Here is a 25,897-nt window from a genome sequence, read left to right on the forward strand (position 1 = left end):
TTGGATGGTCGGCGCGGATTCCATCGGTCGTTACGGCAAGTGGCGAGTGTCTGCACCCCGCCAGCTTATGGTGCGTCCAGCAGCAGGACCGGGTTGATTTTGAACTGCAGCATGTTTGCGGTTTCTCTTCCGTTGTCACCGCCTTTGCGCTGCATGGAGACGCGACCGATTTTCAGATTGCCGGCGCGAGTCACGACGACATGGCCTTCGGCATAGAAATTGACGACCTCGTTCAATTCACGAAGAGTCCACCGCTGCGAGTCTTCGGTGTTCTGTGTGACCATGAACCATTGCGGCGGCTGCGGTCCGTCGCCGGCGAACAGGTCTTCGACAACGCGACGCTTGTTCTTCGTGAAGAACTGAACAACGGCGGCGCGAGATTCGTCGGGCAGTTCGTCGAGATACATTCGATCCGGTCGCCGACTCGGCCGCGACGGAGCGTCTTCGCCGACGTAGAACTTCATCGCTCTGATCACAGGCAGCGGCATATTCCACATTTCGGCGTAGGATTTCAGCCAGCGCTTGTCGACCTGATTGAAGCCGCTTTCGCCGCTGACGAGCTTGATGGAAATCCCCTGTGTCTGCTTCTGTCCCGAGTTCATCGTGATATGAACGACCACGTCCGCCTTTTGGCCGTGAGGTTTTTCGGCACGAACTTTGCGGATTTCGGCTGGCGAATAGTTCATCGCCTTGAGCCAGGCTTGAGCATCGGGGTCGGCCATCCAGTCGTTGAGTTTGTCGCGCACGTGGTCTTCATTGGAGAAACCGGCTTTGGCGATCAGAGACCCGCGGCGCACATCCGCGTCGTCTGCAGCCGGGGGTCGCTGTGCCGCAGCACGCGAATCCTGTGGCCGCGCTTCGGCACACAAGAGCCGGCAAAGCAGGAGCGTCAGCAGAAGGATTCTTGTCAAGCGACGTGACGTCACAGTGATTGACGATCCTGTGGCAGGGGCTTCTGCAAGTCGTTCAACGCCGCGTTCAGTTGAGCGTACGCGCGGCGAGTTTCTCCGGTGAGTTCGCTTTCGCTGACCGGTGATGATTCCAAAGGATCGGTCGTCAGATCAAAAAAGCGGCCGTCGCTGTACAGCTTTGCGTGATGTGACCGAACGCATCGCTGGCCGCGGTGTTCGATGTAGATCCAGTCACGTTTTTGTTCCTGGCCAGAAGTTCCCAGCAGCGTGGGGGCAAAACTGACGCCGTCGCGGGGGACGTCGTCGGGAGGCAGATTCGCGACTTCCGCCAGCGTCGGCAGGAAGTCGGTGAAGTCGACCAGGATGTCCGTTTCGGTGCCCGGCTCGATGCGACCCGGCCAGTTGGCGATCAGAGGAACTCGCGTGCCGGTATCGTCGGTCTTGCCTTTGCCTCCGGGAACGACCGTTCCGTTGCGGATGGAGAACACTTTCTCTTTGGTCATCTTTCCGGAGGCGTCGAGTCTGGAATAGCTGGCCGCCGCGGTTCCGTTGTCGGTTGTGAAGAGGATCAGCGTGTCATCACGAATTCCCATTTGTTCGAGTGCAGTGATCAGCCGGCCGACCATGTCGTCCATGGATGCCATCATTTCGCCGTACGCCATCCAGCGGTCGTCGGTTGCAAATGCCACCAGTTCACCATTCAGATCGTCCGTGACGTCGTGACACAACGCCATCGGATAGTACGCAAAAAAGGGTTCGTCGGCGTGGTGACTTCGCTGCATAAAGTCGATCAGAAAGTCCACGTAGATATCGGGACCATATTGGCCGGTCGTGTCCGTTCGGCGCACTCCGTTCTGATAGATCAGCGGATCGTGATAGCGACCGCCTTCATGCCAGCCGAACAGGCACCATTCGTCGAAGCCTGTTCGTCGCGGATGGTCGACGTCGTTCTTCATCAGGCAGAGTTGCCACTTTCCGGCCACGGCCGTTCGATAGCCTGCCTGCTGCATGCGGTTGCCGATCGCCAGCTCTTCGGCCTCGTCGGGGAAGTCGCCCCACTTCGAGCCAGCCGCGCCGAAACGAAACGGATACCGGCCGGTCATCAGGCACATGCGAGTCGGATGGCACACCGGCATGGAATAGGCGTGACGGAACTTCAGTCCGCCAGCAGCCAGCTTATCGATATGCGGTGTCGGGTAGCTCTGGCCACCGTAGCAGCCGATGGCGTCGCTGCCGACATCGTCTGCCATGATCAGCAGAATGTTCGGTCGGTCCGCGGCGCGCGCGCATGTCGGCACGATGAGCATCAGAGCAAGGACGAATCCGAGAAAGTTTCGATTTCGCATCGCGTCGGCTCTTTCTTTGGAAGGCGTCACCGAGCCCCGCCGAACAGGGAACAAACAAGTTTACAGATCGACTTCTTCGAATTGAACGGTGCCGATGCCGCGCGTTCGGGCGAAGAACGCGCTGACCGCCAGTGTCGACGACAGCGACCGGACTCGCCGGACCGCCTTCTGCATGTCTTCCCGCTGTTGAGATTCCAGTTGCAGCGGCGAGATACAAAGTCGCTCCGAATAGAACGCACAGTTTTCGTGGGCGATCAGGACAACGCGTTCCAGGCCGTGGACGCTGACCAGAAACCGCAGTTGTTCGAAGACACCTTCTTCTTCGCGATATGTGGCAAAATGGCGCGCCAGGCAGGCCGAACCGCCCGGCACAGCCAGACGGTCGTAGCGCGGCAACTGCAGCGCATTTTGCAGCAGGTCGTCGAACTGTTCACCGAAACGGCCATCGCTGCAGTACACGGCGGCGGCTCGGATGCGCGTTCTTTCGAACGGTGCTGAACTTTCGAAGAAGACCGGGCGATCGTCAGGATGCATGAGTTTCAGTCGTACCGCAATGCCGTGTCCGGGCGGGGCGTTATTGGACGAAAGCGACTGGCCGCCATTCTTCGGCCTGGACCGCCCGTGATTCTGGTGGAACCGGGAAAACACGGCAAGATTTCGGTCCGATTCGCCGAGGAACGGTCGTTCAGCGTGACCGATATCATCTGGTGAAGAACACCGGTTTTCGCTAAAACTTGACTGCTGTCCCGGAATGGAATCCGGGCGTAAATTTGTCAGGGATGACAGACATGGACAACTCTGCTTCGCTGCGTCTGGATCAGGCGCATTTGCCGATTTCTCGCGGATCGCTGCTGCAGTTTCCGGAAGACCCGATCGCCTGCATGAAGCGGCTCCACGCCCGACACGGCGATCTTGCTGTTCTGGAAGACGATGGCCAGCGGCTCGTTTTCATATTCGGCCCCGAATACAACCGCCAGGTGTTGTCCGATTCCAAGCGGTTCCATTCGCAGTTCTTCGCCGTGCGGGGAGGTCGGCGGTCGGCACAGCGTCGAGTGACATCGGGCCTGCTGAGTCAGAACGGTGCTGAACACCGCGAAGGCCGCCGAATTCTGATGGACGTCTTCAGCAAGAAGACTCTGCCCGGCTACCACGACACGATCTGCGACATCACTCAGGAACTCATCGAAGACTGGGACATCGGCCAGCGGCGAGACCTGAATTCCGAAATGACCCAATACATGCTGCGTCTAACAGCGGCGCTGCTGTTCGGTGTCGACGATGCCGGGTACTCAACAGAACTCGGGCGGATGGTGGACCGCTGGGTTCATCGCAATCACGAAGTCGGCATGGGAGCTTTGGTGTCGTCGCCGGAGTTTCCCGAACGTTACGAAACGCTGCTGTCGATGGCTGACGAACTGGAAGCCTGTGTCGAGCAGATGTTCGAAAAGCACCGCCGACGGAATTCCGAACGCATCGACATTCTGAGTCTGCTGTTCCAGGCACAGCAGGGCGGGGGAGGACTGTCGGACGATCAACTGGTCGGCCACACGACTCTGCTGTTCGCCGCCGCGCATCTGACGACCGCTCACACGCTGAGCTGGACGCTGTTCCTGCTGGCTCAACATCCGGAGGTGATGAAGAAACTGCAGGCCGAACTGGATTCCGCCGTCGACGGACCGGTTCCGGCGCCTGTTGAAGCCGACCGGCTGACTTACATGGACCAGGTGATTCGCGAAAGCATGCGAGTCCTGCCGGCTTCATCGTACTCGCAGCGAATCTGTGCCGAACCCGTGACACTGGGACCACTGAATTTAAGGCAGGGCACACCGATCATCTTCAGCCAGTACATCACTCATCACCGGCCGGACCTCTTCGACGAACCGGATGTCTTCCGCCCGGAACGCTGGGACACGATCAATCCGTCACCGTACGAATACCTACCTTTCGGAGCCGGGCCGCGGATGTGCATTGGAGCACCGCTGGCGATGGTCGAACTGCGCACGGCATTGACGATCATCCTGAAACGGTTCCACTTCCAGATTGAACCGGGTTCGACGGTCAACGGCCAGGTCGTTTCAACGATGCTCGCCCCGACCAGCACGATCGAAAGCAAGCTGCTGCCGACGGAATCGATTCCAGGACTCGCCCCGGTCACCGGAACAATCCATGACCTCGTCCGGCTTCCACGGCAGGCCGTTGTTGAACAGCGGCGAGCTGCATAGCGTTCGCCGGATGCAGTGACTCGACCGACCAGTCAGTGGTCCCGCAGCGTGTGCGCCGCAAGGTTAAGAGGTACCGAACGGAAGATCGGCGAACGTGTACTGCATCCGCGTCTTGCGCTCGGAGCCAGTCCCATTTCCCGGTCAGCGTGAATAATCCGGGCTATGGAAGACGGAACTTATAGGCCGGATACATCTTTGCGAGGATACTTCGGTGCCCCAGATTCTCAGCCTGAGTGGCGTACCGCACTTTTACGACATTCACCTTGCCGCCCGACAGTCGGTCGAATCCCCAAACGACGGACACCAGCGTGGTGATTCTGGTTCCATCGACCTCCGACAGTGATGTCACAAAGCGAATCCAGGTGCTGCCGCTGGCCGGTGCGGGTTCACTCGGTTTGTCATAGAATCCCGGTCCCTGGCCGCCGGTAAACTCCGCGTCCGTCCAATAGTACGGCTGAGCGTCGTCGGCGGCACAGATTTCGTTTCCGGTTACCGGATCGTTTGTACCCGTGGGGCCCCAGGGGTCGACGTATGCCTTGAGCTTGCACGCCTTGTAGAACGATCCGTTTTCCGCGACCGTCTGGACCCACCGCAGCGACTTGCCAGCGATTGTCGGGACGTTGTGGGAAATGCGGATCTCAACGCCGTCCACCGTCGCTGTGTATGACGACACGTCGATCTTTTTACCCTTGTGGGTTCCGCAGGCAATTTTGAACGCAGGCATTACAGCTTACTCCAGAGGGACACGAGAGGTTGCACCCGCGAATGGATCGACTTTGAACGTGCATTCGCCGCCGAATAGTTTCGGATTGGCTGGACCATGGTTTCCTGAATTTATTCCTGAAACCGAAAGTATCAGTGTCGAATTGAAGTGGCATTGCCAGGCGTTTACGCCTGTGGGAGTCCGCACTCTTCAACGGAACGTCAATGTTCCAGGGCGTTCTGCGAATGAGAATTTACCGACGCGCACGCTGGCAGCGTCCACAACGCTTTTGGTGCTGCCAGCATCGGCAGAGAAGTTCTGATCCGCCGCTCGCCCCGGTGCTGCGCGTTTATCAATCACACGAACCACTCGAATCGCAGTTGCCGGACAGCTCGTCGCGCTCCGTGGCGCGAATCGTCATTCCCAGTCCCGCTGCCATGATCGCCAATGCCGGAACGAACAGCCACCACCAGAAATCTCCGGGCGTGTATTGGCTCAGTTGCGCCATTCCGCCTGCGCTCAATTCGCCGGCCGCCGGCTGAAGAAATGCCACCAGTCCCAGTACGGCACCCGCCACGAAGACCGCAACGCTGTTTCGCGTGAAACAGATGTTTCTGGTGGATTGCAGCGTGAAGTATCCCCACGCGATGAACAGCACGGAAATCATTGCCGGACAGAGCCACGGACCCAGCCACACACTGGGAATCAGGAACAACACGTCCCATTCCAGCCAGGAAACCGGCCAGCCCATCAGGACTTTCAGCCATAAGTAGTAGAACAGGTCCCACACGCCGAACACGAAAACGAACGCGGCAAAAGTACGTGTCTGCGACGTCCGCTCCGCCAGAAACGCAACGGCCAGGATCATCGCTACCGTTGCGGCTTCCCGGCTGAGTTCCAGCACGGCGTCGTAGGCGCTGAGGAACTTCAGCGGGAAGATCTGCAGCGGATCATCGGGGTAATACAGCTTGCGCATGTAAACGACCACGGCGGCTTCCAGAAGCGCCATGGCCACCGAGTACACGGCAAGACTTGTCAGGATGCGTTTCATTGCGGATTCCCGCTCATGGTCGGATCGGCGTCACACTCCCGCCGAGACAACAGCCGGCCCTCGAACTGTCTGCCCTTCCTGCCTCAACAATCGCCGGCGAAAGGCCACATGCCGTCGTCGTGTGATCTCCACAAGCGGACGCCACGCAAGCGCGGTCAGTCGCCCAGTTTCGCCAGAACGTCCAGCGCCTTCTGTTCGAAGATGGCCTGCCATTCGGGGGCCAGCAGGCAGTCGCTGTCCTCCTGAGCGTTGCCGACGTTTCTGAGTTGTTCGGCCGTCGGCGAATAGTAGAGGTAGCCGTTGGTGTAGCCGGCGACGAACGTGTTCTCAAACGGCGATCGCGACTTCAGGTTCAGACCAATCTGAACGGTCAGTTCTCCGGGAAACGTGACCAGGCGGAACGTTCCCACGCGAAGTCCTGCGACTTCTGCGTCGACGGTTCTGCGGCCGGCTGCGACATAGTGCGCCTGATGTTTTTCCAGCAGTCGCTGGTTGGTCTGCAGTCGGGTGAGTTGCTCCATGGTGTGGATGTTGCGGATGTACTGGTCGATGGCTCGGCGGTTTTCGTCGTCCAGCCGTTCGAGATGGTTCCTTCCAAGCTGCCGCTCGTTCAGGTAGCTGTGGGAATAGTATGAAGGAAAGTTGTCGTCCAGTCGGTAGCGGACAACGAGCGGCAGAAACGTCTTCAGATTCAGCGTAGTGCCGCCCAGCGAACGCAGCAGTCGTTCCTTTTCAGCCTCCATCGCGGTGATGCGTTCGGACAGGTCGGCTCGCGGAAGTTCGATGGATTCGTTCAGGACCCGCAAAGGTCCGTCACTTTCGCAGACGACACGGCGGACGGCCTTCAGTGTGCTTAGTCCCAGCGTCTGTCCGAGCGGTTCCGCGTTTCTGGGCAGACTGACGTCCTTGTAGAACGCGGGATTGATGTCGCCTCCGCAGCCCTGAACAAACAGTGCGACGGCGTCTTTGTCCAGATTGTCCTCAATAACCTGAGACGCGAAGCCCGTGATGTCGGACGTGTTGAGACCTCCGGGAACTCCCTGAATCGGATGGCAGGCAAAGTTGTAGACGACCGCCAGCACGCTGCCGTCCTCGCGGTCGAGTCTTAGCACGCCAATCTCCGGGTCGATCGGACCGACTTCCGCAACATCCTCATCGGGAGGCATGGAATACGCATGCCGCACGTCGATTTCGCGGCCATCGTTCAGTTTCAGCCGCCGGTTTTCCATGATGCGGTCTTCATGTCCTCGCCCGACGCCCGCGCGAACCGGAACGAGCCTGCCAGCCGCTTCGACAATCGCCTGCACAGTCTTGTCCGCGACGTCGTCGCACGGGATTCCGTGACAGTGGCTGGCATTGACCAGAATATTCCGCGGCAGAATTCCCAGTTCATCGCTGACGCGTGCCCGGACCGCGGGAAGAAAGTCGTTTCCGATATGACCGATTTCTCCGATCGCCACGACATCGAGCGTGACCACGACAGCGGTTGTGTCACCGTCCTGCAGCACGAGCGCGCGAGCGTGCAAACGACCGTGAGCCGGGCCGGCTGTGGGACTTGTGATGTCGACGCGGGCGGCTCCGGCCATCAGTTGCCCTGCGTTTAAGGATTCCGGCTGTGCGACGACGGCCATCAGCAGGGCGGCAAGAACAATTGCGATCCGATGAGCTTGTCCGGAAATCGTGGTCACTGCGGATTGCTTTCTGCTTCAGGCGGAAATCGTGGTGTCGGACGACGAGGTCCCGGGGCACTGGCTGGCGGGCAACGGACGTCATGGCCGCAAACATCGTCGCACGTGGCTACCGACCATCGTAAAGCGGGCACCTTGCCAGAACCACCGAACGCACTCCTGCGCTCCGAACAGACGTTCGGAACGGGCTGCGCGGCCGTGTGGCGGGAAAATGGCGAAAAAACCGATTCATCAGGAGGACCGGGTGGACATCGCATGTTCACACCAAAATGATGGAAACCGCGTGGTCCGCACCGACGTGCTGAAGAGCGATTTTTCCAGCGTCGCGGCATCCTGATTGACAACAAAGAAAGGCACTGCGCATGTCCATCACCGTTGACGGCACGTCCGACCTGACGTCCGACTCAAGTGACGCGACGGCAGAGATCGTCGAGTCGTCGCCCAGGCCGCAGCAGCGCCGGCCTCCGACGCGACTCGTCTCCCTGGTTCGCTGGACGCAGCACGTCGCGAAAGGGATCGACCAGTGGAGCCACGGCTACGTTCCGTTTCTGTTGTGGCTGGCTTTGCTGTTCGGTGGCATCTGGTTTCCCGCGACCGGTTTTTTGAATCACATCTTTGGTGCCGGTGAGATGCCGAACACCGTCTTCACGCCGCACGCGAAGCCGGGTGCATCGGTGGGACTGGCCGGCGCTGTGTGCGTGATTCCGTTTTGCCTGTTGTTCTGGACCTGGACGAATCTCGCGTTCCTTTGCGTGATGGCGTCATCGATGGGCGAAGTCAACCGCTGGGAAAACCGGCGACACAAGGAACTTCGGCGCGCTGCTCGACCGGAGGTTCATGTGTCCGGAAACGGATCCACGGCGGAACTGCCCGACTATCGAATGGCATGCACCCGAGCATTCTTTGTGTACCTGTTCACGCTGCTGAATGAACTGGCCGTCGTGGGGTCGCTGACGCCACCGTCCGGAGGTGAATTCGTGCAGAGCGGGTACACGCGGATCGCCGTGTTGTCGTCGCTGTTGTGTTTCATCGCTTCGTACCGGCCGAGTTTTTACGAGAGCATGGTCAGCAAATTCGGGACATCTCAGGACACGCGGCAGCACAGCGACAGGGACTCAGCACACACGGAATCAGCGCTGAGTTCAATCCACAGCAAGCCTCGTTAAGATCACGGTGTCCGCAGCACCCGCGGCGTCAATCCGGCAGCGGTGCAGCGGACATTGAGAATCGCCGGCACATTGTTCCTGCGACTCATGTCAACCGGATCGTCGATACACAAGAGCGGGGCAGCCATGATCAAAAAAGACCGAACTGGTTCTCCGGCGGCGCGGTCACGCCGCGACTGTCTGAAACTTGCGGTCGGCAGTGTGGCGGCCGGCTATTGGGGCGCACATGCTTTTGCACAGGACGTCGCGACGGCCGCTCAACCGGTTCAGCCGAAGTCCGTGGCCGCTGTGGTCACGATTTATTTCAGGAATTCGCACGCCGACGTCATTCTCGGCAAGATCCTGGAAGGCTGGAAGCAGGACGGAGGCCCCGGACCGGCGCTGAAGCTGGCCTCGGTCTATGTCGAACAGCAGCCCGACACCGACATCGGCCGTGCGATCTGCGAAAAGTACGGCGTGCCGGTCTTCAGTTCGATCGAACAGGCTGTCACCGTCGGCGAAGATCGGATCCCGGTCGACGCGGTACTGAGCATCGGCGAACACGGCGACTATCCCGATAACGAGATCGGACAAAAGCTTTATCCCCGGCGTCGGTTCATGGAAGAAATCACGGCGACGTTCGAAAAATACGACCGCGTCGTGCCGGTGTTCAATGACAAGCATCTCGGGCCGGCCTGGAGCGACGCGCGCTGGATGTACGATCGCGCGCGGCAATTGCAGATTCCATTCATGGCCGGTTCGTCGCTGCCGGCCGGGTATCGGACCAGTGCAATTGATCTGCCCACGGGCTGCGACATCGAGGCCGCGGTGGGAATCGGCTACAGCGGGTTCGAGATCTACGGAATTCACGCGCTGGAATTTTTTCAGTACCACGTCGAACGCCGCCGTGGTGCGGAACAGGGTGTCCGATCGGTGCAGTTTCTCGAGGGTCCTGCAATCTGGAAGGCTGTCGACGACGGCGCGGTTTCGCAAACCGCACTTGATGCCGCGGTTGCCGCAGTTCCGAAGTCGGACAATCCGGACATTCGCCAGGACGACAAGGCCGGACTGTTTCTGTTCGAATATCGCGACGGACTGAAGGGCGCGATCTTCATGCTGAGCTGCATCGCAGGAACCTCCATCGGCGTGAAACTCCGGAACCGGACGGAACCTCTGGCCACGGCTTTCGATGAACGCACAGAACCGCGCTATCCTCACTTCGCGTATCTGTTGAAGGCCATTGAACGCATGGTTCACACCGGCCAGCCGACCTATCCTGTCGAACGCACGCTGCTGACCAGTGGTGTCCTTGACCGCGTCCTGACGTCGCGAGCCCGCGGCGGGGCGCGTCTGGAGACTCCCGAATTGGAGATCGCTTACAAACCCGTCCACTATCCTCACGCCCCGCATGTGGACTTGCTGGCCCCGCCCGCGCTCGCCCGGTGAGCCGCAGTCCGCCGATCTGGGAGAGAACGAATGAAGTCATCCGGCAGCCGTCGTGATTTTCTGTGTGATGTGACTCACTCCGCTGCGGTCCTTGGTGCTGCATCCGCGATCAAAGGTGCTCACGCGGCGCAGGAACAGAAGCCCGTGACAATTCGTCTGGGCATCATCGGCTGCGGCGGAATCATGACATTCCACGTGAAGGGGCTTGTGGAACGCGGCGAAGCGGTGTCGATTGCCTGGTTGTGCGATGTCGATCCGGCTCAGATCGAAAAAATGGACCGCCTCGTCACGCGCGACTTCCAGCCCGCCGCGCCGAAGCGGACGGCTGAGTTCGAAGACGTCATTTCAGACCGCGACGTAGACGCCGTCATCATTGCCACACCGCACCAGTGGCACGCGCCGATCGCGTTGCGTGCGATGCAGTCGGGCAAAGACGTCTACATCGAAAAGCCGATCTCGCACGTCTTCAGCGAAGGGCCGGTGATTATCGCAGCCGCGAAAAAATTCGGCCGCGTGGTTCAGCAGGGAAGCCAGATGCGAAACAGTCCGGTGACCAAAAAGGCGGGCGAACTGCTGAAGGACGGCATCATCGGCGATATCCGGGTCGCTCGCGCATGGACGGCGGAAATGCGCACCGTCCGGAAGCCACTGCCCGACGGGACGCCTCCGGCAGGTGTCGACTATGACCGCTGGCTGGGTCCGGCTCCGAAACGTCCGTTCAATCCGTATCGCTTTCATCAGACGTGGCGGATGTTCACGGACTACGGCAACGGCGAAATCGGTGACGACGGCATTCACGATCTCGACATGGCCGCGTGGGGACTCGGCATCGACACGCTGCCGAAACAAATCACCGCTCGCGGCGGCCGTATGCTGCCGCCCGGCGATGCCAGCGACTATCCCGACAACATGAACGTGACGTTCGAGTATCCCGACGGCCGGTTGCTGATCTACGAAAATTATCCGTTCACCGCATACGGGTTGCACGGGTTCGACAACGGCAATGTTTTCTACGGAACCGAAGGCTTCATGGTGTTTTCACGTCGCGGAGCATTCAGTGTGTTTCTGGGTTCGAAGGGAACGCCGGGGCCGACGGAGGGCAGGGAACTGCGCGGCCAGCGAGGTTATCCTGAACACATGGCCGAGTTCCTGCAGGCCGTGCGCGTGCGGACTCCCACGAAGGCATCCGCCGAGACCGCTCATCGAAGCTGTGCTCTGGTCCATCTGGCCGAGATCGCATACCGCACGACCGGACGTCTGGATTTCGATGAGCAAACCGGAACTTTTCCTGGAAACGAACAGGCGAACGCGTTGCTGACGAAGCAATACCGCGAGCCGTTCGGCCTGCCCGCGATCGACGCCTGACCGGTTGGCGGTCGCCGCGCGCGGAAGCGCGGCTTGCATTCCACCCCTCCCGGCCGAAGGCCAACTGGGAGGGTTCGAACGAGCGAAGCAAGTTCGGGGGAGGGTCCGTCCGCGCGTTGGTTGCTCTGCGTGGGCAGTGCGTTGAATGCGCGGTCTGCCCTCTCCCGGGCATCGCTCCGCTCGCCCGACCTCTCCCGGTCGGCTGCGCCTGGGAGAGGTGGTTGCGCGGACGCTGTGCCGGAAGAGGTTGTTCTGGCTCCCGTGTGGCCAATGCGGCGTCGGCGATTAGTCAGCCGGAACCTCAGCCGATTCGGTATCCCTCGCGCTGCTCGCGAGACAGCCAGGTGTTGGCTTCGTCGTCGCCGGTGATCATTTCCTTCGCGGAATCCCAGTTGATCGCACGGCCAAGGCGAATGGAGATATTTGCCAGGTGACACGCCGAGACAACTCGGTGCTGACTGACGACGTCGGACACCGGGTGTTTGCCGTGCAGGAACGCTTCGAAGAAGTTGCCCATGTGGTCGCCCATGCGAGCGGTGTTGCCTTTGAACAGCGCTGTTGCGGAATCCAGGATCTTTGACTTCAGTCCTTCGTCCGCGTCCTGTTCTTCGATGGGCTTGCCGGTGATCTTTCCGCGATCCACGAAGATGCGTCCCTTCTCGCCCGTGATCAGCACGCCATGATCGCCGCCGGACGTGATCTTCACGTTGACGTCGTGCGGGTACATCATGTCGACGCTGTAGTCCGTCGGCGTGTTGTAGCCGTTGGGAATGTTGGGAAGTTTCGTGGCCGATCCGTCGATGGCCAGCGGACCGGATTCTTCGCAGTCGAGCGCCCAGTGAGCGATGTCGACATAGTGAGCACCCCAGTCGGTCATCATTCCGCCGGAGTATTCAAACCACCAGCGAAAGGAACCGTGGCATCGTTCTGTGCAGTATTCAACCAACGGGGTCTGGCCCAGCCAGCGATCCCAGTTCAGTCCATCCGGAACGGGCTTGTTTTCATAGGGACCACCGGCGGGAGCCGGCCCCGGCAAAACGACGTCGACCCGCAGGATTTTTCCAAGCTGTCCGCTGCGAGCCGTCGCGACCGCTCGCGCGAACTGAGGCATGTCGGTTCGCTGCATCGTGCCGACCTGAAATGTCTTCCCCGATTCCTTCACAGCGGCGACGATCAGTTTGCCTTCGTCGATCGTCAGAGTGAGCGGCTTCTCGCAATAGATGTGCTTGCCGGCTTTCAGAGCGGCCAGCACCGGAGCCGTGTGCCAGTGGTCGGGAGTACCAATCGTGACGGCATCGATATCGCTTCGTTTCAGCAGTTCGTTGTAGTCTTCGTAGATATCAGCCTTTCCGCCGAAACGCTCCTTTGCTCGTTCGGCGTGCTGCCGCTGCACGTCGCACACCGCCACAATGTCGCCGTAATTCTTCGCTCGCTCGCCGATGTACGTTCCCTGGCCGCCGGTTCCGATACAGCCGATGCGGGGACGGTCGTTTTTCGATTCCTGCCCGATCGCCCGGCGACTGCTGAACAGACCTTCCGTGAACCAGTCGCCCGCCGCGACTGTCAGAGCCGCCGCTCCGGAAGTCGTCAACATCCGGCGACGTGAAATGGAACGGCTGGTGCCGAGGGACGCGAGACTCTTTTTCATCGGGACGCTCCGAAACGGAAAATCGAACAGGGCAGGACGAAGCCGGATGCCCGCGCGACCTCCGCTCACAGGAACGGAAAATTCACGCGGTTGGTACTGACGCATCATCGTACGAGAATCGGACCGGGTCCGGACAGCGTCGCCAACGAATTCGTATTCTCGAAATTCCTGGATTTCCCTAGATTTCGGTCTGGGGAAGTTCCAGAAACCGTGTGGTATTCCAGTCAAAGGGATGCCCGGTGATTTGCAGATCGAAGGATCGATGACCGATGCGATTGATGATTTCACTGACCGGATGCGTGATTTGTCTGCTGCTGGCGGGTTGTGGCAAAACGGAGACGCCGTCAACCGCGAACTCGAATGAATCCGGAACTGCGGCGTCGCGTGGTGCGTCTGATCCGGCAGACGTCGCCGGCACATTGCCTGAGACCACCCATCATTCCGCGCCGACGTCGTCGGGCAGTGCTGTTCCCGCGGTGACGGCGTCACTGTCGAATCCGAAAGAAGAGAGTCTTCCGCCGGATGGCGGTTCAGCGGTCGCGAATTCGGCCTCGCAGCCGGACGCGCCCCCGGCGCCCGGCGATGAGGCGATGGAAACGCTGCAGAAGATTCAAAAACTGCGGCTGGCACCGGTCCCCAGCGATCTGGAACAGGCTCGCGCAGCGCGGCGGGACCGCAACCTGGAAATCATCGACCTGGCCACTCGTGTGCTGGCGCTAACCGTGGAGGACACGGAAAAGCAGGCGGTCTTCAACCAGGCCATCAGTCAATTGCTGGAAGCGCGGTTTCAACTGGCACTGGCAGGCTCGAAGGACGACATCGATCAGCTCTACGCCGACGTCGAAGCGCTGAACGATCGCGATCCGGAATCGGTTGGCGCGATGGAAGGCGTCTACTATCTGGCGAAGTTTGCTCACACCAAAGCGCGACTTCAGGGCGGTGAGAACACTGTCTGGTTCGAAAACTTCTCCCGCTGGGCTCGTGAATTTGCCGATCGGTTTCCGGATCAGTCGGCGCGTGCCGTGCAGTTGCTGTTCGGCGCGGGACGAAGCTGCGAAATGCACTCTGTCGTCACGGATTCGGCCGATGAACGCACACGGCTGATGACGGAAGCAAAACTGTGCTATTCGGCCCTGGCGGAAAAATGGCCTGACACGTCGCAGGGACAGGAAGCGGCCGGTGTACTGCGCCGTCTGGCGCTGCCCGGTCAGCCGTTGTCGCAGTTTTCGGGGCCCACTCTGGAAGGCGGCTACATCAGTTCCGACGAGTTTCCCGGCAAGATCACAGTGATCTATTTCTGGGAAAGCGAAAGCGAGGAATTTGTGACGGACCTGCTGCCGCTGCTGCAACAGGCGAATACCAAATTGTCCGAACAGGTACGCTTTGTCGGCGTCAATCTGGATGAAGAGGAAGTCGCTCTGAATGACTTCCTGGAAAAAAATTCCGTCCCCGGCCGGCAGATTTTCTTCGCCAGCCAGGAACAGCGATCGTGGGACAGTCCGCTGGTTCGTTTCTGGGGCGTGTCGAAAAATCCCAGCGTGTGGATCGTTAAGAAAGACGGTGTTGTCAGCGCTGTTGACGTTGGACACGCGACGCTGGTCGAAGAAATGCGTAAGCTGTTCTGATCCGGCCGCTGACCATCCGGCGACCGGGACATCCGGATCGCTGGAGAATCGTCGATGCCGTCATTTCATCCGCCGTCGAACAGCATCACACGAAAACGGCGCGACGCCTGTCGGCCGACACGGTCGCGGGCTTCGGACGTTTCGCTGAGCGGCGCGATGTCAGTCCGCCAGCATGGCCGTTGCCGGTTGTTGACGAAGACAGACTCACGCGGCGTTTCCCGCCCGGTGCGGTCACGCCTGACTCGAATGGCCGCGTGCCTGATCGTCGGCCTGATTGCCTGCAACTCCGTTTCGGCGCAGTTCAGATATCACACGCCGCCGAAGTCCGCTCATCCGCTGATGCAGCGGCAGCACGAATTCGATCTGCCCTCGCTGCTTGTTACGGATTCGGGCCAGCCGGTGACATCGAAGGAACAGTGGTTTGAATCTCGCCGGCCGGAACTGATTGCTCACTGGAGGCGAATTCTCGGCAAACTGCGGCCGGCGCCCGAAGACGCTCGCTGGTTCGGCGACATCACAAAGTCGGTCGAAATCAACCGCGAACAGAAGGACGGCTATACCCGAATCGAACTGCAAATCCCCATCGAAACCGACTTCCTGCAGCCGCACGTACTGCTGATTCCCGACAACGCCGAACCGGGACAATGCCCGGCCGTCATCGCCTGGACATCCACCGGTCCCGACTACCGGCAACCGGAAGAATGGTGGGGCCGGTGGCTGGCTCAGCACGGCTGCGTGGTGCTGACCGGCTGGGCTCACATCCGCAACTACCGCAACGGAATCAGCTATCGCAACGGTGTCAATAAGGCAGTCTATGACCGCTTTGGTCACTGGCTTCCGATGGCGAAAATGGTCGATGACGTTCAGCGTGAAGTTGAATACCTGAAGGCAGCGGTGCCCGCCGTCGATCCCGAACGGATCGGCTTCATGGGATTCTCGCTGAGCGCCAAGTCGGCGCTGTATGTGGCGGCATTTTCTGACGACATCAAGGCCACGGTTTCGATCGATCCGCACCTGGCGATGCACGGCGACACGAACTATCACGACGAATGGTATCTGGACTGGCGGCACCGGTTCGACGACATCCAAACGCCTGGATATCCGGATGCGGAACTTCGCGGCACCGTGTTCAGTCTGCTGGACGCCGATCCCGCGCGGCCGGGATTCGAACGCAACCATCACGAACTGCTGGCTCTGGCGGCGCCGCGCGCGATGATGGTGATCGGCTGCAGCACGGATCAGGACACCGCCGTTCATTCCGACGACCGACAAAGCATCGCGTACGTGAACCGAGCCCGCGAAGTCTATGACCTTCTGGGGATTTCCGATCGGCTGCAGTACGCACCGCTGACGTGCGGGCATAAAGCCGATCATCCGGACGTTACCGCGGCCTGGCAGCCGTTCCTTCGCCGCTGGCTGGAGTTCTGATGAATACTCGCAAGTCGCTCGTTGTTTCCTGCGCCTTCGCAATGCTGCTGGCTCTGTCCGCCGCGCTGTCGGTCAGCGGCAGGCAGTCCGTGCGCGCCGACGATGATTCCGTGTTCGCTCAGCCGCGCAGGCATCAGGAACTTAATCGGCTGCGGCAGCTAATCACGGCGCTGTTTCAGCAGGACAACTACACTCTGGCGGAAACGTATTCTCACGATGCCACCCGGCTGGCTCCCGACGATCCCGTCAGCCGGTACAACCTGGCCTGCGCCGAGGCTCAGCTTGGCAAGCCGGACCAGGCAATGGCGACTCTGACGAAAGCCGTCGAACTCGGTTTTCGCGGTTCCCGGCTGATGACGGCGGACAGCGATCTGAACAGTCTGCACGAACACGCCGACTGGGACAGTCTGCTTGCAAAGGCCGATGAACCGCCGCCCGAAGCGAAGACTCGCAAAGTCACGCCCGGACTGATCGCGGACAATGTCGCCCTGGTGGAAGAATCCAACACGGTCTTCAACCCGGCGTCCGGCCTGCTGCACGTTTTCTTTCGCCGCGAGTCCGCTGAGGAAATCGAAGCCCAAAGCAAACTGCCGATTGTGAACGGCAGCGACGAAGTCAGCAGTCTGCTGAAGCAGTGGCAGGAAGAAGGGACAGCAGCGGGCCTGGCCAATGTCCTGTACGACAATCATGACAAAGATCATTCCAACATGAAGTACGGAGACTTCCCGCAGTTGTCCCGCATTGAATACAGCGAGGCCGCGAAGGCGGAGCAGTTGGACAACGGACTGCAGGTCGCGTTTCAATACAACGGAACAGTGATCGGCAATTCTTCAACGGCTGTTGTCAATTCCGCAATCTGGCGCAGCCAGCCGCGCCTGGCCTATGCGGGCGGAGCGTCCGCGGCCCGACTGGCGGGGCAGTATTTCGGTAGTCACATTTACATCTATCCCGAACACAAGGACTACGATCCGGGCCACAACGGCAGCGGCGGAGGCTATGGTGATGTCTATCCGGCCAATACGCCGTATTTGATCACGTCGCAGGGATCTTCGGGTTCGGATCGAGTCTTTCTGGACGCAGTCGCCCGGACACTCGCCGCGCTGCGTCCGGAGGTTCATCGGAAGCTGGCCGAAAACGCTGTGCTGATGCCCACCGTGCAGATGATCTTCCGCCGTTGTAACAAGCCCGTGCAGTCCGACGATGATTATCTGAACGGTAAAGCTCACCCTGTTGTCTTTCAGGGAAAGAACCTGGACGTGCTGCGGATGGTCCGAATGGCTCATGAAATCACACTCGACACTCTGCCGCCTGTGGTCGTGCTGAGCGTTGTAGAGGAAGATCAGCCGGTGGTCGGGAAAGACTATTTCGACATCGGGCCAAAAGAACAGCTATTCACGACTCCCGCCGCCATCGCGCGAATTGGACGTTCTGTTCAGCAGTCGCGGCGAATGGTGGTTTCCGCGGAAGCCAGCAAAGATCTGAACAACCGCGACCTGACATTTCACTGGGTCGTGCTCCAGGGTGTTCCGGGGAAGATCACAATCAAAGCGCAGAACAAGAAATCATCGGTCGCGGAACTGAACATCCAATACCACTCACGGTTTCCGGTGACCGAAGGTTCGACGATGGAGACAAACCGTGTGGACATCGGCGTCTTCGCACATAATGGCACCCGCTATTCGGCGCCGGCGCTGATCTCGTTCTATTGGCCCGACAATGAAACTCGCGAATACGACGATCAGGGCCGCATCCGGTCCGTCAAATATGGTGACCCGGCCAACGGCGGAAATTATGTCGACCCGCTGATCGTCACGCCGATCGACTGGCAGGACGAATATCACTATCACGACGGCCACCTCATCGACATCACCCGCAGAAGACCCGACCGGACGGAACATCTGACCGCCGACGGAGCGGTCGTTCTGACTCGCGACGATCTGAAGCGTCCTCTGACTGCCCGCACCGTCGATTATGTGGCGGTCCCGCGAAAGCAGAATCAGCCGCCGCTGCTGGAACAGAGACCAGGCCGCGAAATCCTGCACTATACCTACGCGTCCGATGACGACATGCGAGGCACCATCGTTCGAAGGACACCGGTCGCCAGGTAACTGGTCGGCAAGTAACCGGACGCGATCTTCGCTTCGAATCCGATGCGCCGGCCGACACGCGCGTCTATCGTTGAGCTGACGCCGGGGCCCGCACTATTCTTCGACGGATGCAGTCACAAACTGACAACCCTGCCGCCGGAGCGGACCGCTCACCGGTTTCCACTGCGCATTTCGCTGCAGCCGTATTTGTCAGCGCGTTTTTGTTGTTCCAGGTGCAGCCACTGATCGGCAAGGCGATCCTGCCGTGGTTCGGCGGAAGTCCGGGTGTGTGGACGACATGCATGCTGTTTTTTCAGGCCATGTTGTTCGGAGGCTACGCGTGGTCCCATCTTCTGGCCAGCCGAGTCTCCGTCCGCGGACAGATCGGAATCCAGCTCGCGTTGATTGCCGCGACGCTGTTCCTGCTTCGAGTCCTGCCGGAATCGACGTTGCAGTCGGGAAACACGGACTCACCGGTAATCAGTATTATCTTGGTGCTGGCGACGACGATCGGGCTGCCGTATTTCTTGCTCGCGACGACGGGACCACTGCTTCAAAGCTGGTTCGCCCAGTCGTACCCCGGACGTTCGCCGTACCGGCTGTATGCGCTGTCCAACGCCGGATCTCTGCTGGCGCTGCTGTCGTATCCGTTTGTTGTCGAACCGCTGCTGGCACTGCGGGCTCAGTCACGCATCTGGATGGCCGCTTACTGGGCATTCGCGGCGCTGGTGGCGGCCTGTGCGTTCAGTGTGTGGAAGCGAGAAGTCCGCACGATCGGCGAACTTCCGGAACACGGCGATGCAAAACCCGACACGGCGATTGGCACTGCTCGCGCGGCGGCATGGTTCGTTCCTGCGATGCTGGCGTCGGCCACGTATCTGTCGACGACGAACCAGGTGTGCCAGGGCATCGCCGTTGTGCCGTTTCTGTGGGTCGTCCCGCTGTCGCTTTACCTGGCGTCGTTTATCGTTTGCTTCGAACACGACCGCTGGTACCGGCGCCGCTGGTGGGCGATCACGACGATCGCGCTGCTGATGGCCGTGTGCGGAATGATGCTGTTCGGTCTGACGTGGCCGCTGACGCTGCGGCTGAGCATCGAGTTCGCTGCGATGTTCAGTGTCTGCATGACGTGCCACGGCGAACTCGCCAGGCTTCGGCCTTCCCCGCAGAAGCTGACATCGTTTTATCTGCTCCTGTCTGCTGGCGGCGCGGCGGGAGGATTGCTGGTGGCCGTGGCTGCTCCAATGCTGTTTCCGGATTTCTGGGAACTGCACCTGTGCCTGCTGGCCGGCCTGGCAACCGCAACCGCCGTCCTGTTCGACGAAGGCAAATGGATGACCACGAACGGCATTCCGCTGGTCGCCCTGGCTGGTCTGATCCTTGCGGTCGTTGTGGCGGGAACGGTCTTCACTGAAGAAGTGTCAGGCTTTCAGACCGCCATCGCCATGACGCGAAACTTCTATGGCGTGCTGGAAACCGAACCGGACGCCGACAACGACGCTCTGGTCCTGCGTCATGGAAGTATCATTCACGGCGTGCAGTATCGTCGAACCGACCGGCAGATGATTCCCACAACCTACTACAGTCGCCGAACAGGTATCGGCCGCACGATCGAAATGCTGCAGTCCCGCAAACCGGCGATCCGCGCGGGACTGGCCGGACTGGGGGTCGGTACTCTGGCAGCCTATGGCCGTGAATCCGATGTGTTGCGGTTCTATGAGATCAACCAGGACGTCGTTCGCCACGCGGAAACGTATTTCACGTTTCTGAAGCGATCTCCCGCGACGATCGAAACGGCTGTGGGCGACGCTCGAATGCTGATGAATGCGGAATCGCCGCAGAACTATGATCTGCTGGTCCTGGACGCTTTTTCGGGAGACGCCGTCCCCACGCATCTGCTGACACGCGAAGCCTTCGCCGTGTACCTGCGGCACGTCGCCGACGACGGCATCGTGGCCGTTCATATTTCCAATCGGCATTTCGGACTCAGACCGGTCGTTGATGCCGTCGCCGCCGAATACCAACTGCATTCGGTGACGATCTACGTTCCGGAGCTCAAGGCCGTGGTTGATCCCGGCAGCGAATGGGTACTGTTGTCGCGGACCGCGGAATCGCTGGACGACGATCGCCTTCGCCGGGATGTCGCTCCTCCGCAACACGACCTGGTGCTGTGGACCGACGACTTCAGCAATCTGTTTCAGGTCATGCGCTGACTGCGAACTGCCTGCGACTTTATCGAGCGAAAACTATTTGCGTTTCTCGTGATGGTAAAGAGACGTGCCCTTCTCGTCGTAGAAGTCAAACGACAGGCTGGTTTGCTGACCGTCGTCGGAAGGCTCACAGGTTACCATCAGGAATCCGCCGGATCGTTCCGTCTGAGTATGCAGGTGTTTGATCAGGCCCATCGGGTCAGTGCCCTGCGGATCACCCGGCATGCGTCCCAGCCGCGAATTCGCATCGACCAGCGCACCACACGAAAACTCTTCGAATCCACTCGGATCCAGAGCATGATATTGCCAGTGCCGGTCACCGCAGATCATAAAGAAGTTCTGCTGGTCCAGGCCGTTCTCTTTCAGGAATCGGAAGAATTCGTCGCGCTCGTGTCGGAATCCACCGACATCGCAGTGATTGTCGGTCTTCCGCAGATCGTCGGGTCCGATCATCGGCGTTGGTGAAATCAGCAGCTTGAATGCGGCATCACTGGCCAGCAGCGTTTCCTTCAGCCACTGTTTCTGTTCTTCGCCCCAGATCGATTTTCCGGGGCCGTCCGGCATGATATTGGGACTGCGATAGAACCGGTTTTCCGGCAGCCAGATCTGCAGATCGCGACTGACGCGATGAGTGCGGTAGGTCTTCGCCGCCGGTTCGTCAGCCGGCGCATACGGCAACTGCTCCAGAAGAATGCGGCGCCCGGTTTCCGGCAGCGGCAGGTACTCAACGGTATTGTCGCCGTCGTCGACGCGATAGTCATGGTCATCAACCATCCAGAACGTCGGCACATGCGAAAACAGGTCCAGGTATCGCGGCTGAACAAACTGTTGATGCCATTTCTGTCGCATCTCCGGAACGGTCTGCGCGCGAGGATTATCGGGAGTGTCGTAGTAGACGTTGTCACCTGTGCCCACGAAGAAGTCCGGCCGTAGTTTCAGAATGGACTCCAGTGCCGGATATCCGAGATGCTTGTCAGGACCCGCATAAGGCGCCGGAAGATTGGTGTTGTTTTCAATGAGATGCTGCTTGCGATCGATGCGGCTGTCGCCGTGGAACTTCGCGTAGTTCATGCCGGTGACCACGACGAACGACACCTTTTTCGCCAGCGAACGCCCCGGATGCGTCTTGAAGTCCACAGTCGGTCCCTCGCGCAGCGCATCAGGGCGCAGGCCGATGCGAGTCGTGCAGACGTAGTTCGTGTCCGGCCGCAGATCGCGAAAGTGGACTCGCGCGATGAAATCACGCTGCGGCAGTGCTCGCGCGAGCTTCTGTTGCGTGGCTGGTGCGCCGTCCGCAGTATTCACAGTGAACTCGACGACGCCCCACGTCCCGGGCAGATCGCCGTCTACCAGCTCCGCATCCTGCGAGAGCCGGACCTGGACAAGTGCCGATGTACTGGTGACTTCGCCAGCCATGATGCCCATTCCGGCGACCGGTTCCGGAGCGTTCTCAGGCGGTTCCGGCGGCGGGTTCCGAGGCGAAACAGACTGCGAAATTGCCGTTGACGAAAAGACACAGAAACAGAATGCCGCCCAGGAAAGCCGGAAGGCGCATTTCGTGACGATATGGGAATGTGACATGTCGCAATCCTGAATCACGGAAGCGGTATTCAACGGGCGACGTTTCGAACCGACGTCGCTGCCGGTTCCTATGCTACCCGATCGGTTCGCCGACATCAGTCTCACGGGCAGAGCAACGCGGGTCAGGGACTCGCCGCGTCGTTTGCTGCGGGTGCAGTTTGCGATCCGAAAACTGCGCTGCGCTGTCCGTGCTCCGTCATTCTCAAAGGCGCCGTAGGCCCGCCCCGGCGCGTCGATCGACTATTCCGCAACCGCCAGGTCGGCCATGTAGATCGCAGTGATGCCGTTGCCGTTGTCGTCCTTCTCATGCGACGAGTACCACGAGACAACGGCCTGCGTCGGGCTGAGAGCGATGAAGCCCGGGTACGAGTTGTCGCCGGCGCTGGGAAGGCTGGCGAATTCGTGCAGCGTGTCGCCGTCCAGCCAGCACAGCGACGTTTTGGGGCCGTGGTCCGTCGATCGGCGGCCTCCGACGACATAGCGTTCTCCCCAGCGGATCAGCAGCGGGCCGCCGATGTAGCGGTCGAGATCCCTGCGAATCCATTCCGTGTACGGTGGTTGTGATCGCAGAATCTGAGCCGGCCGGCTGCCCGAACGACCGATCGCGAGCAGGCTGCCATCGGACTCGAACTGAAACGCCGTTTCGTCGCCGCGATTGGGCTGAAAGACGGCGCGCTTCTTCCAGATCAGGCCGTCGTCGCTTTCCAGCATCAGCGATTCCACCTGGTCGCCTTCGCCTTTCGGGCCTTCGTCGAAGTCGATCTTGCGGCGTCCGCACAGGTACGCTTTGCCGCCGAACGTGTTGGCTTTCCAAACGTAGTGGCCGTAGGTTCCGTCGAGCATCACCGGGCTGTGCCAGTCGCTGCCGTCGGTCGTCCACGCGGCATAGCCGAGATGCTTGTTGAGATCATACTGGTCTCGCGGCAGCGTCGTTTCGCCGCTGTACCACGTGCCCGTGTAGACGAACAGCTTGTCCTGAAACACCAGAAAATGCGGATCGCGAGTGTCGCGGTTCCGAACGCTGAACCGGTGAACCTGTTCCCAGGAATCAAAGTCGTCGCTGACCAGCATGATGATCGACGACGTCGGATGCACCATATGCCCGTCAGGACAGCTTCGAAACGTCAGATAGTAGCGATCCCGGAATTTCACCAGATCGGTGAAGGCATTGTGTTCACCGTTGTGGAAGACTCGCCGGATGTTGCTGACTTCGACGTCCGGGAATTCCGCCGCCTGGTTCGCCGAACAGAGCAGGGCAGCGAAGGCGACGGTCAGGTGAACTGTGATGGTGCGCTCGTTCATGATGACAGCTCCGTAGCTGAAGTTGACTAGCGATGGAAGACGTTAACAAAGAACGACGGCAGTGTCTTCTTGCAGGGCTGGAGCTCTGGAATCAACGGTGGTTGCTTCCGACGAGCTTTCGAAACGCAGCCTTCACGATTTGCATCGCTATTCCCGTGGCGTGCCCCCGCCCCGTCATTCCCACTGCGCAGTCCGCGCTCCGTCATTCCCGCGCAGGCGGGAACCCAGCGATCGGGCATCCTGGTTCCCGCCTGCGCAGGAATATCGGGGCGCGGAGGAGGGCTGTGCAACATGCCACCTCGTTCCAGCGCTCCGGCCCAGGAACGCGATGCCCTCAAGGCTCTGCCTGCTGGTGCGTCGCGGTGCCTGCAACGCGGATGCGTTCGGCGGTGATGGCAGACTGACGTCGCGCCGCTCGTCGGCTGGGTTCCCGCCTGCGCGGGAATGACGGTCAGTTCCGTGCACACTATTTACTATTCCCTATTCCCTACTCACTATTCCCTGTTCCCTCCAGACGCTGAGTACCCGACGGCCGACTTTTCGGGTGCAGGCTGTGCGGGAATGACGGTGTGGGCCGCTTGGTTCGCCGTGGACTTCGTGGTGTATTTCGGCGACGATGATTCCGCCGAGTCGTCCACGAACAGGGAACCCGCCTCATGCATCACTCCCGCCACGCATTTTCCAATTACCATCCGCTGACCAACGAGGGGCTGGCGCTGCGCGGTCGTCGCAACATGCTGAAGGCGGGGCTGGCCGGGATTGCCGGGCTGAGTCTTCCCGCGTTGCTGAAGACTCGCGCGGCGGCGAGCGAATCCGGTCGGCCGATGGGTCACAGGAGCGTCATCCTGTTGTGGATGACCGGCGGTCCCAGTCAGATCGACACGTGGGATCCGAAACCCGACCGGCCGTATATGAACCGCGGACCGTTCTCGCCGATTTCCACGGCGCTGCCGGGAATAATCATCTGCGAACATCTGCCGAAGCAGGCGGCGATGCTGGAAAAGTTCACGCTGATTCGTTCGGTCGATCCGGCTCAGAGCAATCATGAACCGAATCAGGTAATGCAGACCGGTAATCGCGAGGCGGCTCCGCGAGTGAATCCGAAAGGCGACCGGCATCCCGCAATTGCGTCGATCGTCGCCAAGCATCACGGAGCTAATCATCCGGCGATGCCTCCGTACGTGGCGTTCATGCGAAGTCGGTCGCACATCGCGTGGGGAGGATGGCTGGGGAAGCAATACGACCCGTTCATCGGCAACAAAGCCGCGGTTCTGCCGGAATATGATCTGCTGGGGAAGCCGCTGAACCGCAACACAGGAGCCGACATGTTTCATCTTCCCGGTCACCTGAGCATCGATCGGTTGTCGAACCGCCGTGCTCTGATGACGGATCTCGATCGCATTCGCAGCGGGCTGGATCAGTCCGGTTCGATGGAAGCGATGGACGTGTACAGTCAGCAGGCGTTCGACATGGTTCTGGGCCGGCGTGCTCAGCAGGCCTTCGACATTTCGGCGGAACCGGTGAAGTCGCGAGAACGCTACGGGGATCACTTGTGGAGTCAGCAGGCGCTGCTGGCTCGCCGGCTGGTGGAAGCGGGCGTCAGCTTTGTGACGCTCGATCTGAGTTACCACACAGCGTCCGGAACGTGGGACAATCACGGCATTCCCGGCGGAGTCTACGGCGGAATTTCGAAGGGACTGAAGCCGCTGCTGCCGCTGTTCGATCATTTGATCACAACTCTGGTCAGTGATCTTGACGAACGAGGCCTGCAGGATGAATGCCTGGTGATCGCCATGGGAGAATTCGGCCGGACTCCGAACATGGGAACTCAGGACAGTGTCGATGGTCGCAACCACTGGCCGAACGTGATGTCCATGTGTCTCGCCGGCGGCGGCCTTCGTCACGGCCAGGTCATCGGGGCCAGTTCGCACGACGGCGGCACGATCCAGGAACGCCCGGTGACTCCGGCAGATCTGGCGGCGACAATTTATCGGCACATGGATGTTCCACTGGACGGTACGTACCTCGACGAACGCGGCCGGCCCCGATACTTCGTGGAAGAGAACGGCCAGCCGCTGAGCGAACTGTTCTGATTCTGTCTGACCATTTGCTGTCCCACCATTCTCCATCAAAGCGATT

General features: G+C 60.1%; 19 protein-coding genes. 10 read left to right on the forward strand and 9 right to left on the reverse strand.

Annotated elements, in window-relative coordinates; all coding sequences use genetic code 11:
• Nucleotides 1-65 precede the first annotated feature (65 nt).
• Genes R3C19_15175 through R3C19_15185 form a run of 3 tightly spaced genes read right to left on the reverse strand, consistent with a single transcriptional unit; the run spans nucleotide 66 to nucleotide 2,791 of the window.
• Nucleotides 66-911 (reverse strand): hypothetical protein, encoded by an 846-nt coding sequence (locus R3C19_15175; GenBank protein MEZ6061688.1) that lies wholly within the window; start codon nucleotides 909-911, stop codon nucleotides 66-68.
• An 11-nt stretch (nucleotides 912-922) separates the two neighbouring features.
• Nucleotides 923-2,257 carry a sulfatase-like hydrolase/transferase gene (locus tag R3C19_15180; protein MEZ6061689.1) on the reverse strand — a complete coding sequence of 445 codons (1,335 nt, stop codon included), beginning with the start codon at nucleotides 2,255-2,257 and terminating at the stop codon, nucleotides 923-925.
• Nucleotides 2,258-2,317: 60 nt separating this feature from the next.
• The gene (locus R3C19_15185) at nucleotides 2,318-2,791 is read right to left on the reverse strand and encodes a carbonic anhydrase (GenBank protein MEZ6061690.1); all 474 of its coding nucleotides are present in this window, start codon (nucleotides 2,789-2,791) and stop codon (nucleotides 2,318-2,320) included.
• Here R3C19_15185 and R3C19_15190 point away from each other — a divergent pair.
• Together R3C19_15190 and R3C19_15195 are read left to right on the forward strand one after the other, a co-directional pair.
• Nucleotides 2,786-2,968: a hypothetical protein gene (locus R3C19_15190; protein ID MEZ6061691.1), complete on the forward strand. Its 183-nt coding sequence runs from the start codon at nucleotides 2,786-2,788 to the stop codon at nucleotides 2,966-2,968. The two genes, R3C19_15185 and R3C19_15190, sit on opposite strands and share 6 nt — an antisense overlap.
• Before the next feature lie 77 nt (nucleotides 2,969-3,045).
• Nucleotides 3,046-4,479 carry a cytochrome P450 gene (locus R3C19_15195; GenBank protein ID MEZ6061692.1) on the forward strand — a complete coding sequence of 478 codons (1,434 nt, stop codon included), beginning with the start codon at nucleotides 3,046-3,048 and terminating at the stop codon, nucleotides 4,477-4,479.
• A 160-nt stretch (nucleotides 4,480-4,639) separates the two neighbouring features.
• Here the strand turns inward: R3C19_15195 and R3C19_15200 are convergent, their stop codons facing one another.
• From R3C19_15200 to R3C19_15210, 3 genes are all read right to left on the reverse strand, one after another.
• Nucleotides 4,640-5,203, reverse strand: coding sequence for a hypothetical protein (locus R3C19_15200; GenBank protein ID MEZ6061693.1), 564 nt, complete (start codon nucleotides 5,201-5,203; stop codon nucleotides 4,640-4,642).
• A gap of 331 nt (nucleotides 5,204-5,534) precedes the next feature.
• Entirely contained in the window at nucleotides 5,535-6,233 is a 699-nt protein-coding gene (locus tag R3C19_15205; protein ID MEZ6061694.1) for a hypothetical protein, read from the reverse strand.
• A gap of 155 nt (nucleotides 6,234-6,388) precedes the next feature.
• Nucleotides 6,389-7,921, reverse strand: coding sequence for a hypothetical protein (locus R3C19_15210; protein ID MEZ6061695.1), 1,533 nt, complete (start codon nucleotides 7,919-7,921; stop codon nucleotides 6,389-6,391).
• Between the two features lie 362 nt (nucleotides 7,922-8,283).
• On the opposite strand from R3C19_15210, the gene R3C19_15215 reads away from it, so the two are divergent.
• From R3C19_15215 to R3C19_15225, 3 genes are all read left to right on the forward strand, one after another.
• Complete coding sequence (locus R3C19_15215; GenBank protein ID MEZ6061696.1) at nucleotides 8,284-9,087, forward strand: hypothetical protein; 804 nt, start codon at nucleotides 8,284-8,286, stop codon at nucleotides 9,085-9,087.
• Nucleotides 9,088-9,213: 126 nt separating this feature from the next.
• Nucleotides 9,214-10,512, forward strand: a complete 1,299-nt coding sequence (locus R3C19_15220) for a hypothetical protein (GenBank protein MEZ6061697.1) — start codon at nucleotides 9,214-9,216, stop codon at nucleotides 10,510-10,512.
• Nucleotides 10,513-10,542: 30 nt separating this feature from the next.
• Nucleotides 10,543-11,877: a Gfo/Idh/MocA family oxidoreductase gene (locus R3C19_15225; GenBank protein ID MEZ6061698.1), complete on the forward strand. Its 1,335-nt coding sequence runs from the start codon at nucleotides 10,543-10,545 to the stop codon at nucleotides 11,875-11,877.
• 301 nt (nucleotides 11,878-12,178) lie between these two features.
• Here the strand turns inward: R3C19_15225 and R3C19_15230 are convergent, their stop codons facing one another.
• Nucleotides 12,179-13,525: a Gfo/Idh/MocA family oxidoreductase gene (locus R3C19_15230; GenBank protein ID MEZ6061699.1), complete on the reverse strand. Its 1,347-nt coding sequence runs from the start codon at nucleotides 13,523-13,525 to the stop codon at nucleotides 12,179-12,181.
• Between the two features lie 269 nt (nucleotides 13,526-13,794).
• On the opposite strand from R3C19_15230, the gene R3C19_15235 reads away from it, so the two are divergent.
• The 4 genes from R3C19_15235 to R3C19_15250 all read left to right on the forward strand — a co-directional run bounded on the left by R3C19_15235 (nucleotide 13,795) and on the right by R3C19_15250 (nucleotide 20,878).
• On the forward strand, nucleotides 13,795-15,150 hold the full coding sequence (locus R3C19_15235; GenBank protein ID MEZ6061700.1) for a thioredoxin-like domain-containing protein: 1,356 nt from the start codon (nucleotides 13,795-13,797) through the stop codon (nucleotides 15,148-15,150).
• Nucleotides 15,151-15,396: 246 nt separating this feature from the next.
• On the forward strand, nucleotides 15,397-16,578 hold the full coding sequence (locus R3C19_15240) for an acyl-CoA thioester hydrolase/BAAT C-terminal domain-containing protein (GenBank protein ID MEZ6061701.1): 1,182 nt from the start codon (nucleotides 15,397-15,399) through the stop codon (nucleotides 16,576-16,578).
• Complete coding sequence (locus R3C19_15245) at nucleotides 16,578-18,686, forward strand: hypothetical protein (protein ID MEZ6061702.1); 2,109 nt, start codon at nucleotides 16,578-16,580, stop codon at nucleotides 18,684-18,686. The genes R3C19_15240 and R3C19_15245 overlap by 1 nt, the downstream gene beginning before the upstream one ends.
• Before the next feature lie 107 nt (nucleotides 18,687-18,793).
• Nucleotides 18,794-20,878, forward strand: a complete 2,085-nt coding sequence (locus R3C19_15250) for a fused MFS/spermidine synthase (GenBank protein ID MEZ6061703.1) — start codon at nucleotides 18,794-18,796, stop codon at nucleotides 20,876-20,878.
• Between the two features lie 33 nt (nucleotides 20,879-20,911).
• On the opposite strand, the gene R3C19_15255 is transcribed toward R3C19_15250, so the two are convergent.
• Nucleotides 20,912-22,291 (reverse strand): alkaline phosphatase D family protein, encoded by a 1,380-nt coding sequence (locus R3C19_15255; GenBank protein MEZ6061704.1) that lies wholly within the window; start codon nucleotides 22,289-22,291, stop codon nucleotides 20,912-20,914.
• 405 nt (nucleotides 22,292-22,696) lie between these two features.
• On the reverse strand, nucleotides 22,697-23,758 hold the full coding sequence (locus R3C19_15260; GenBank protein MEZ6061705.1) for a hypothetical protein: 1,062 nt from the start codon (nucleotides 23,756-23,758) through the stop codon (nucleotides 22,697-22,699).
• A gap of 656 nt (nucleotides 23,759-24,414) precedes the next feature.
• Between R3C19_15260 and R3C19_15265 the strand changes: the two genes are divergently transcribed.
• Nucleotides 24,415-25,851 carry a DUF1501 domain-containing protein gene (locus R3C19_15265; protein MEZ6061706.1) on the forward strand — a complete coding sequence of 479 codons (1,437 nt, stop codon included), beginning with the start codon at nucleotides 24,415-24,417 and terminating at the stop codon, nucleotides 25,849-25,851.
• The last annotated feature ends 46 nt before the right edge of the window (nucleotides 25,852-25,897 follow it).

The organism is Planctomycetaceae bacterium, from assembly GCA_041398785.1.
Classification (GTDB): Bacteria; Planctomycetota; Planctomycetia; order Planctomycetales; family Planctomycetaceae; genus JAWKUA01.

Excerpts from the sequence above, each read along its gene's own strand:
- R3C19_15180 (MEZ6061689.1), bottom strand. The coding sequence starts at position 2,257 with ATGCGAAATCGAAACTTTCTCGGATTCGTCCTTGCTCTGATGCTCATC.
- R3C19_15205 (MEZ6061694.1), bottom strand. The coding sequence starts at position 6,233 with ATGAAACGCATCCTGACAAGTCTTGCCGTGTACTCGGTGGCCATGGCG.
- R3C19_15255 (MEZ6061704.1), bottom strand. The coding sequence starts at position 22,291 with ATGGCTGGCGAAGTCACCAGTACATCGGCACTTGTCCAGGTCCGGCTC.
- R3C19_15185 (MEZ6061690.1), bottom strand. The coding sequence starts at position 2,791 with ATGCATCCTGACGATCGCCCGGTCTTCTTCGAAAGTTCAGCACCGTTC.
- R3C19_15195 (MEZ6061692.1), top strand. The coding sequence starts at position 3,046 with ATGGACAACTCTGCTTCGCTGCGTCTGGATCAGGCGCATTTGCCGATT.
- R3C19_15240 (MEZ6061701.1), top strand. The coding sequence starts at position 15,397 with ATGGCCGCGTGCCTGATCGTCGGCCTGATTGCCTGCAACTCCGTTTCG.
- R3C19_15230 (MEZ6061699.1), bottom strand. The coding sequence starts at position 13,525 with ATGAAAAAGAGTCTCGCGTCCCTCGGCACCAGCCGTTCCATTTCACGT.
- R3C19_15245 (MEZ6061702.1), top strand. The coding sequence starts at position 16,578 with ATGAATACTCGCAAGTCGCTCGTTGTTTCCTGCGCCTTCGCAATGCTG.
- R3C19_15200 (MEZ6061693.1), bottom strand. The coding sequence starts at position 5,203 with ATGCCTGCGTTCAAAATTGCCTGCGGAACCCACAAGGGTAAAAAGATC.
- R3C19_15225 (MEZ6061698.1), top strand. The coding sequence starts at position 10,543 with ATGAAGTCATCCGGCAGCCGTCGTGATTTTCTGTGTGATGTGACTCAC.
- R3C19_15235 (MEZ6061700.1), top strand. The coding sequence starts at position 13,795 with ATGCGATTGATGATTTCACTGACCGGATGCGTGATTTGTCTGCTGCTG.
- R3C19_15265 (MEZ6061706.1), top strand. The coding sequence starts at position 24,415 with ATGCATCACTCCCGCCACGCATTTTCCAATTACCATCCGCTGACCAAC.
- R3C19_15260 (MEZ6061705.1), bottom strand. The coding sequence starts at position 23,758 with ATGAACGAGCGCACCATCACAGTTCACCTGACCGTCGCCTTCGCTGCC.
- R3C19_15190 (MEZ6061691.1), top strand. The coding sequence starts at position 2,786 with ATGCATGAGTTTCAGTCGTACCGCAATGCCGTGTCCGGGCGGGGCGTT.
- R3C19_15250 (MEZ6061703.1), top strand. The coding sequence starts at position 18,794 with ATGCAGTCACAAACTGACAACCCTGCCGCCGGAGCGGACCGCTCACCG.
- R3C19_15220 (MEZ6061697.1), top strand. The coding sequence starts at position 9,214 with ATGATCAAAAAAGACCGAACTGGTTCTCCGGCGGCGCGGTCACGCCGC.
- R3C19_15215 (MEZ6061696.1), top strand. The coding sequence starts at position 8,284 with ATGTCCATCACCGTTGACGGCACGTCCGACCTGACGTCCGACTCAAGT.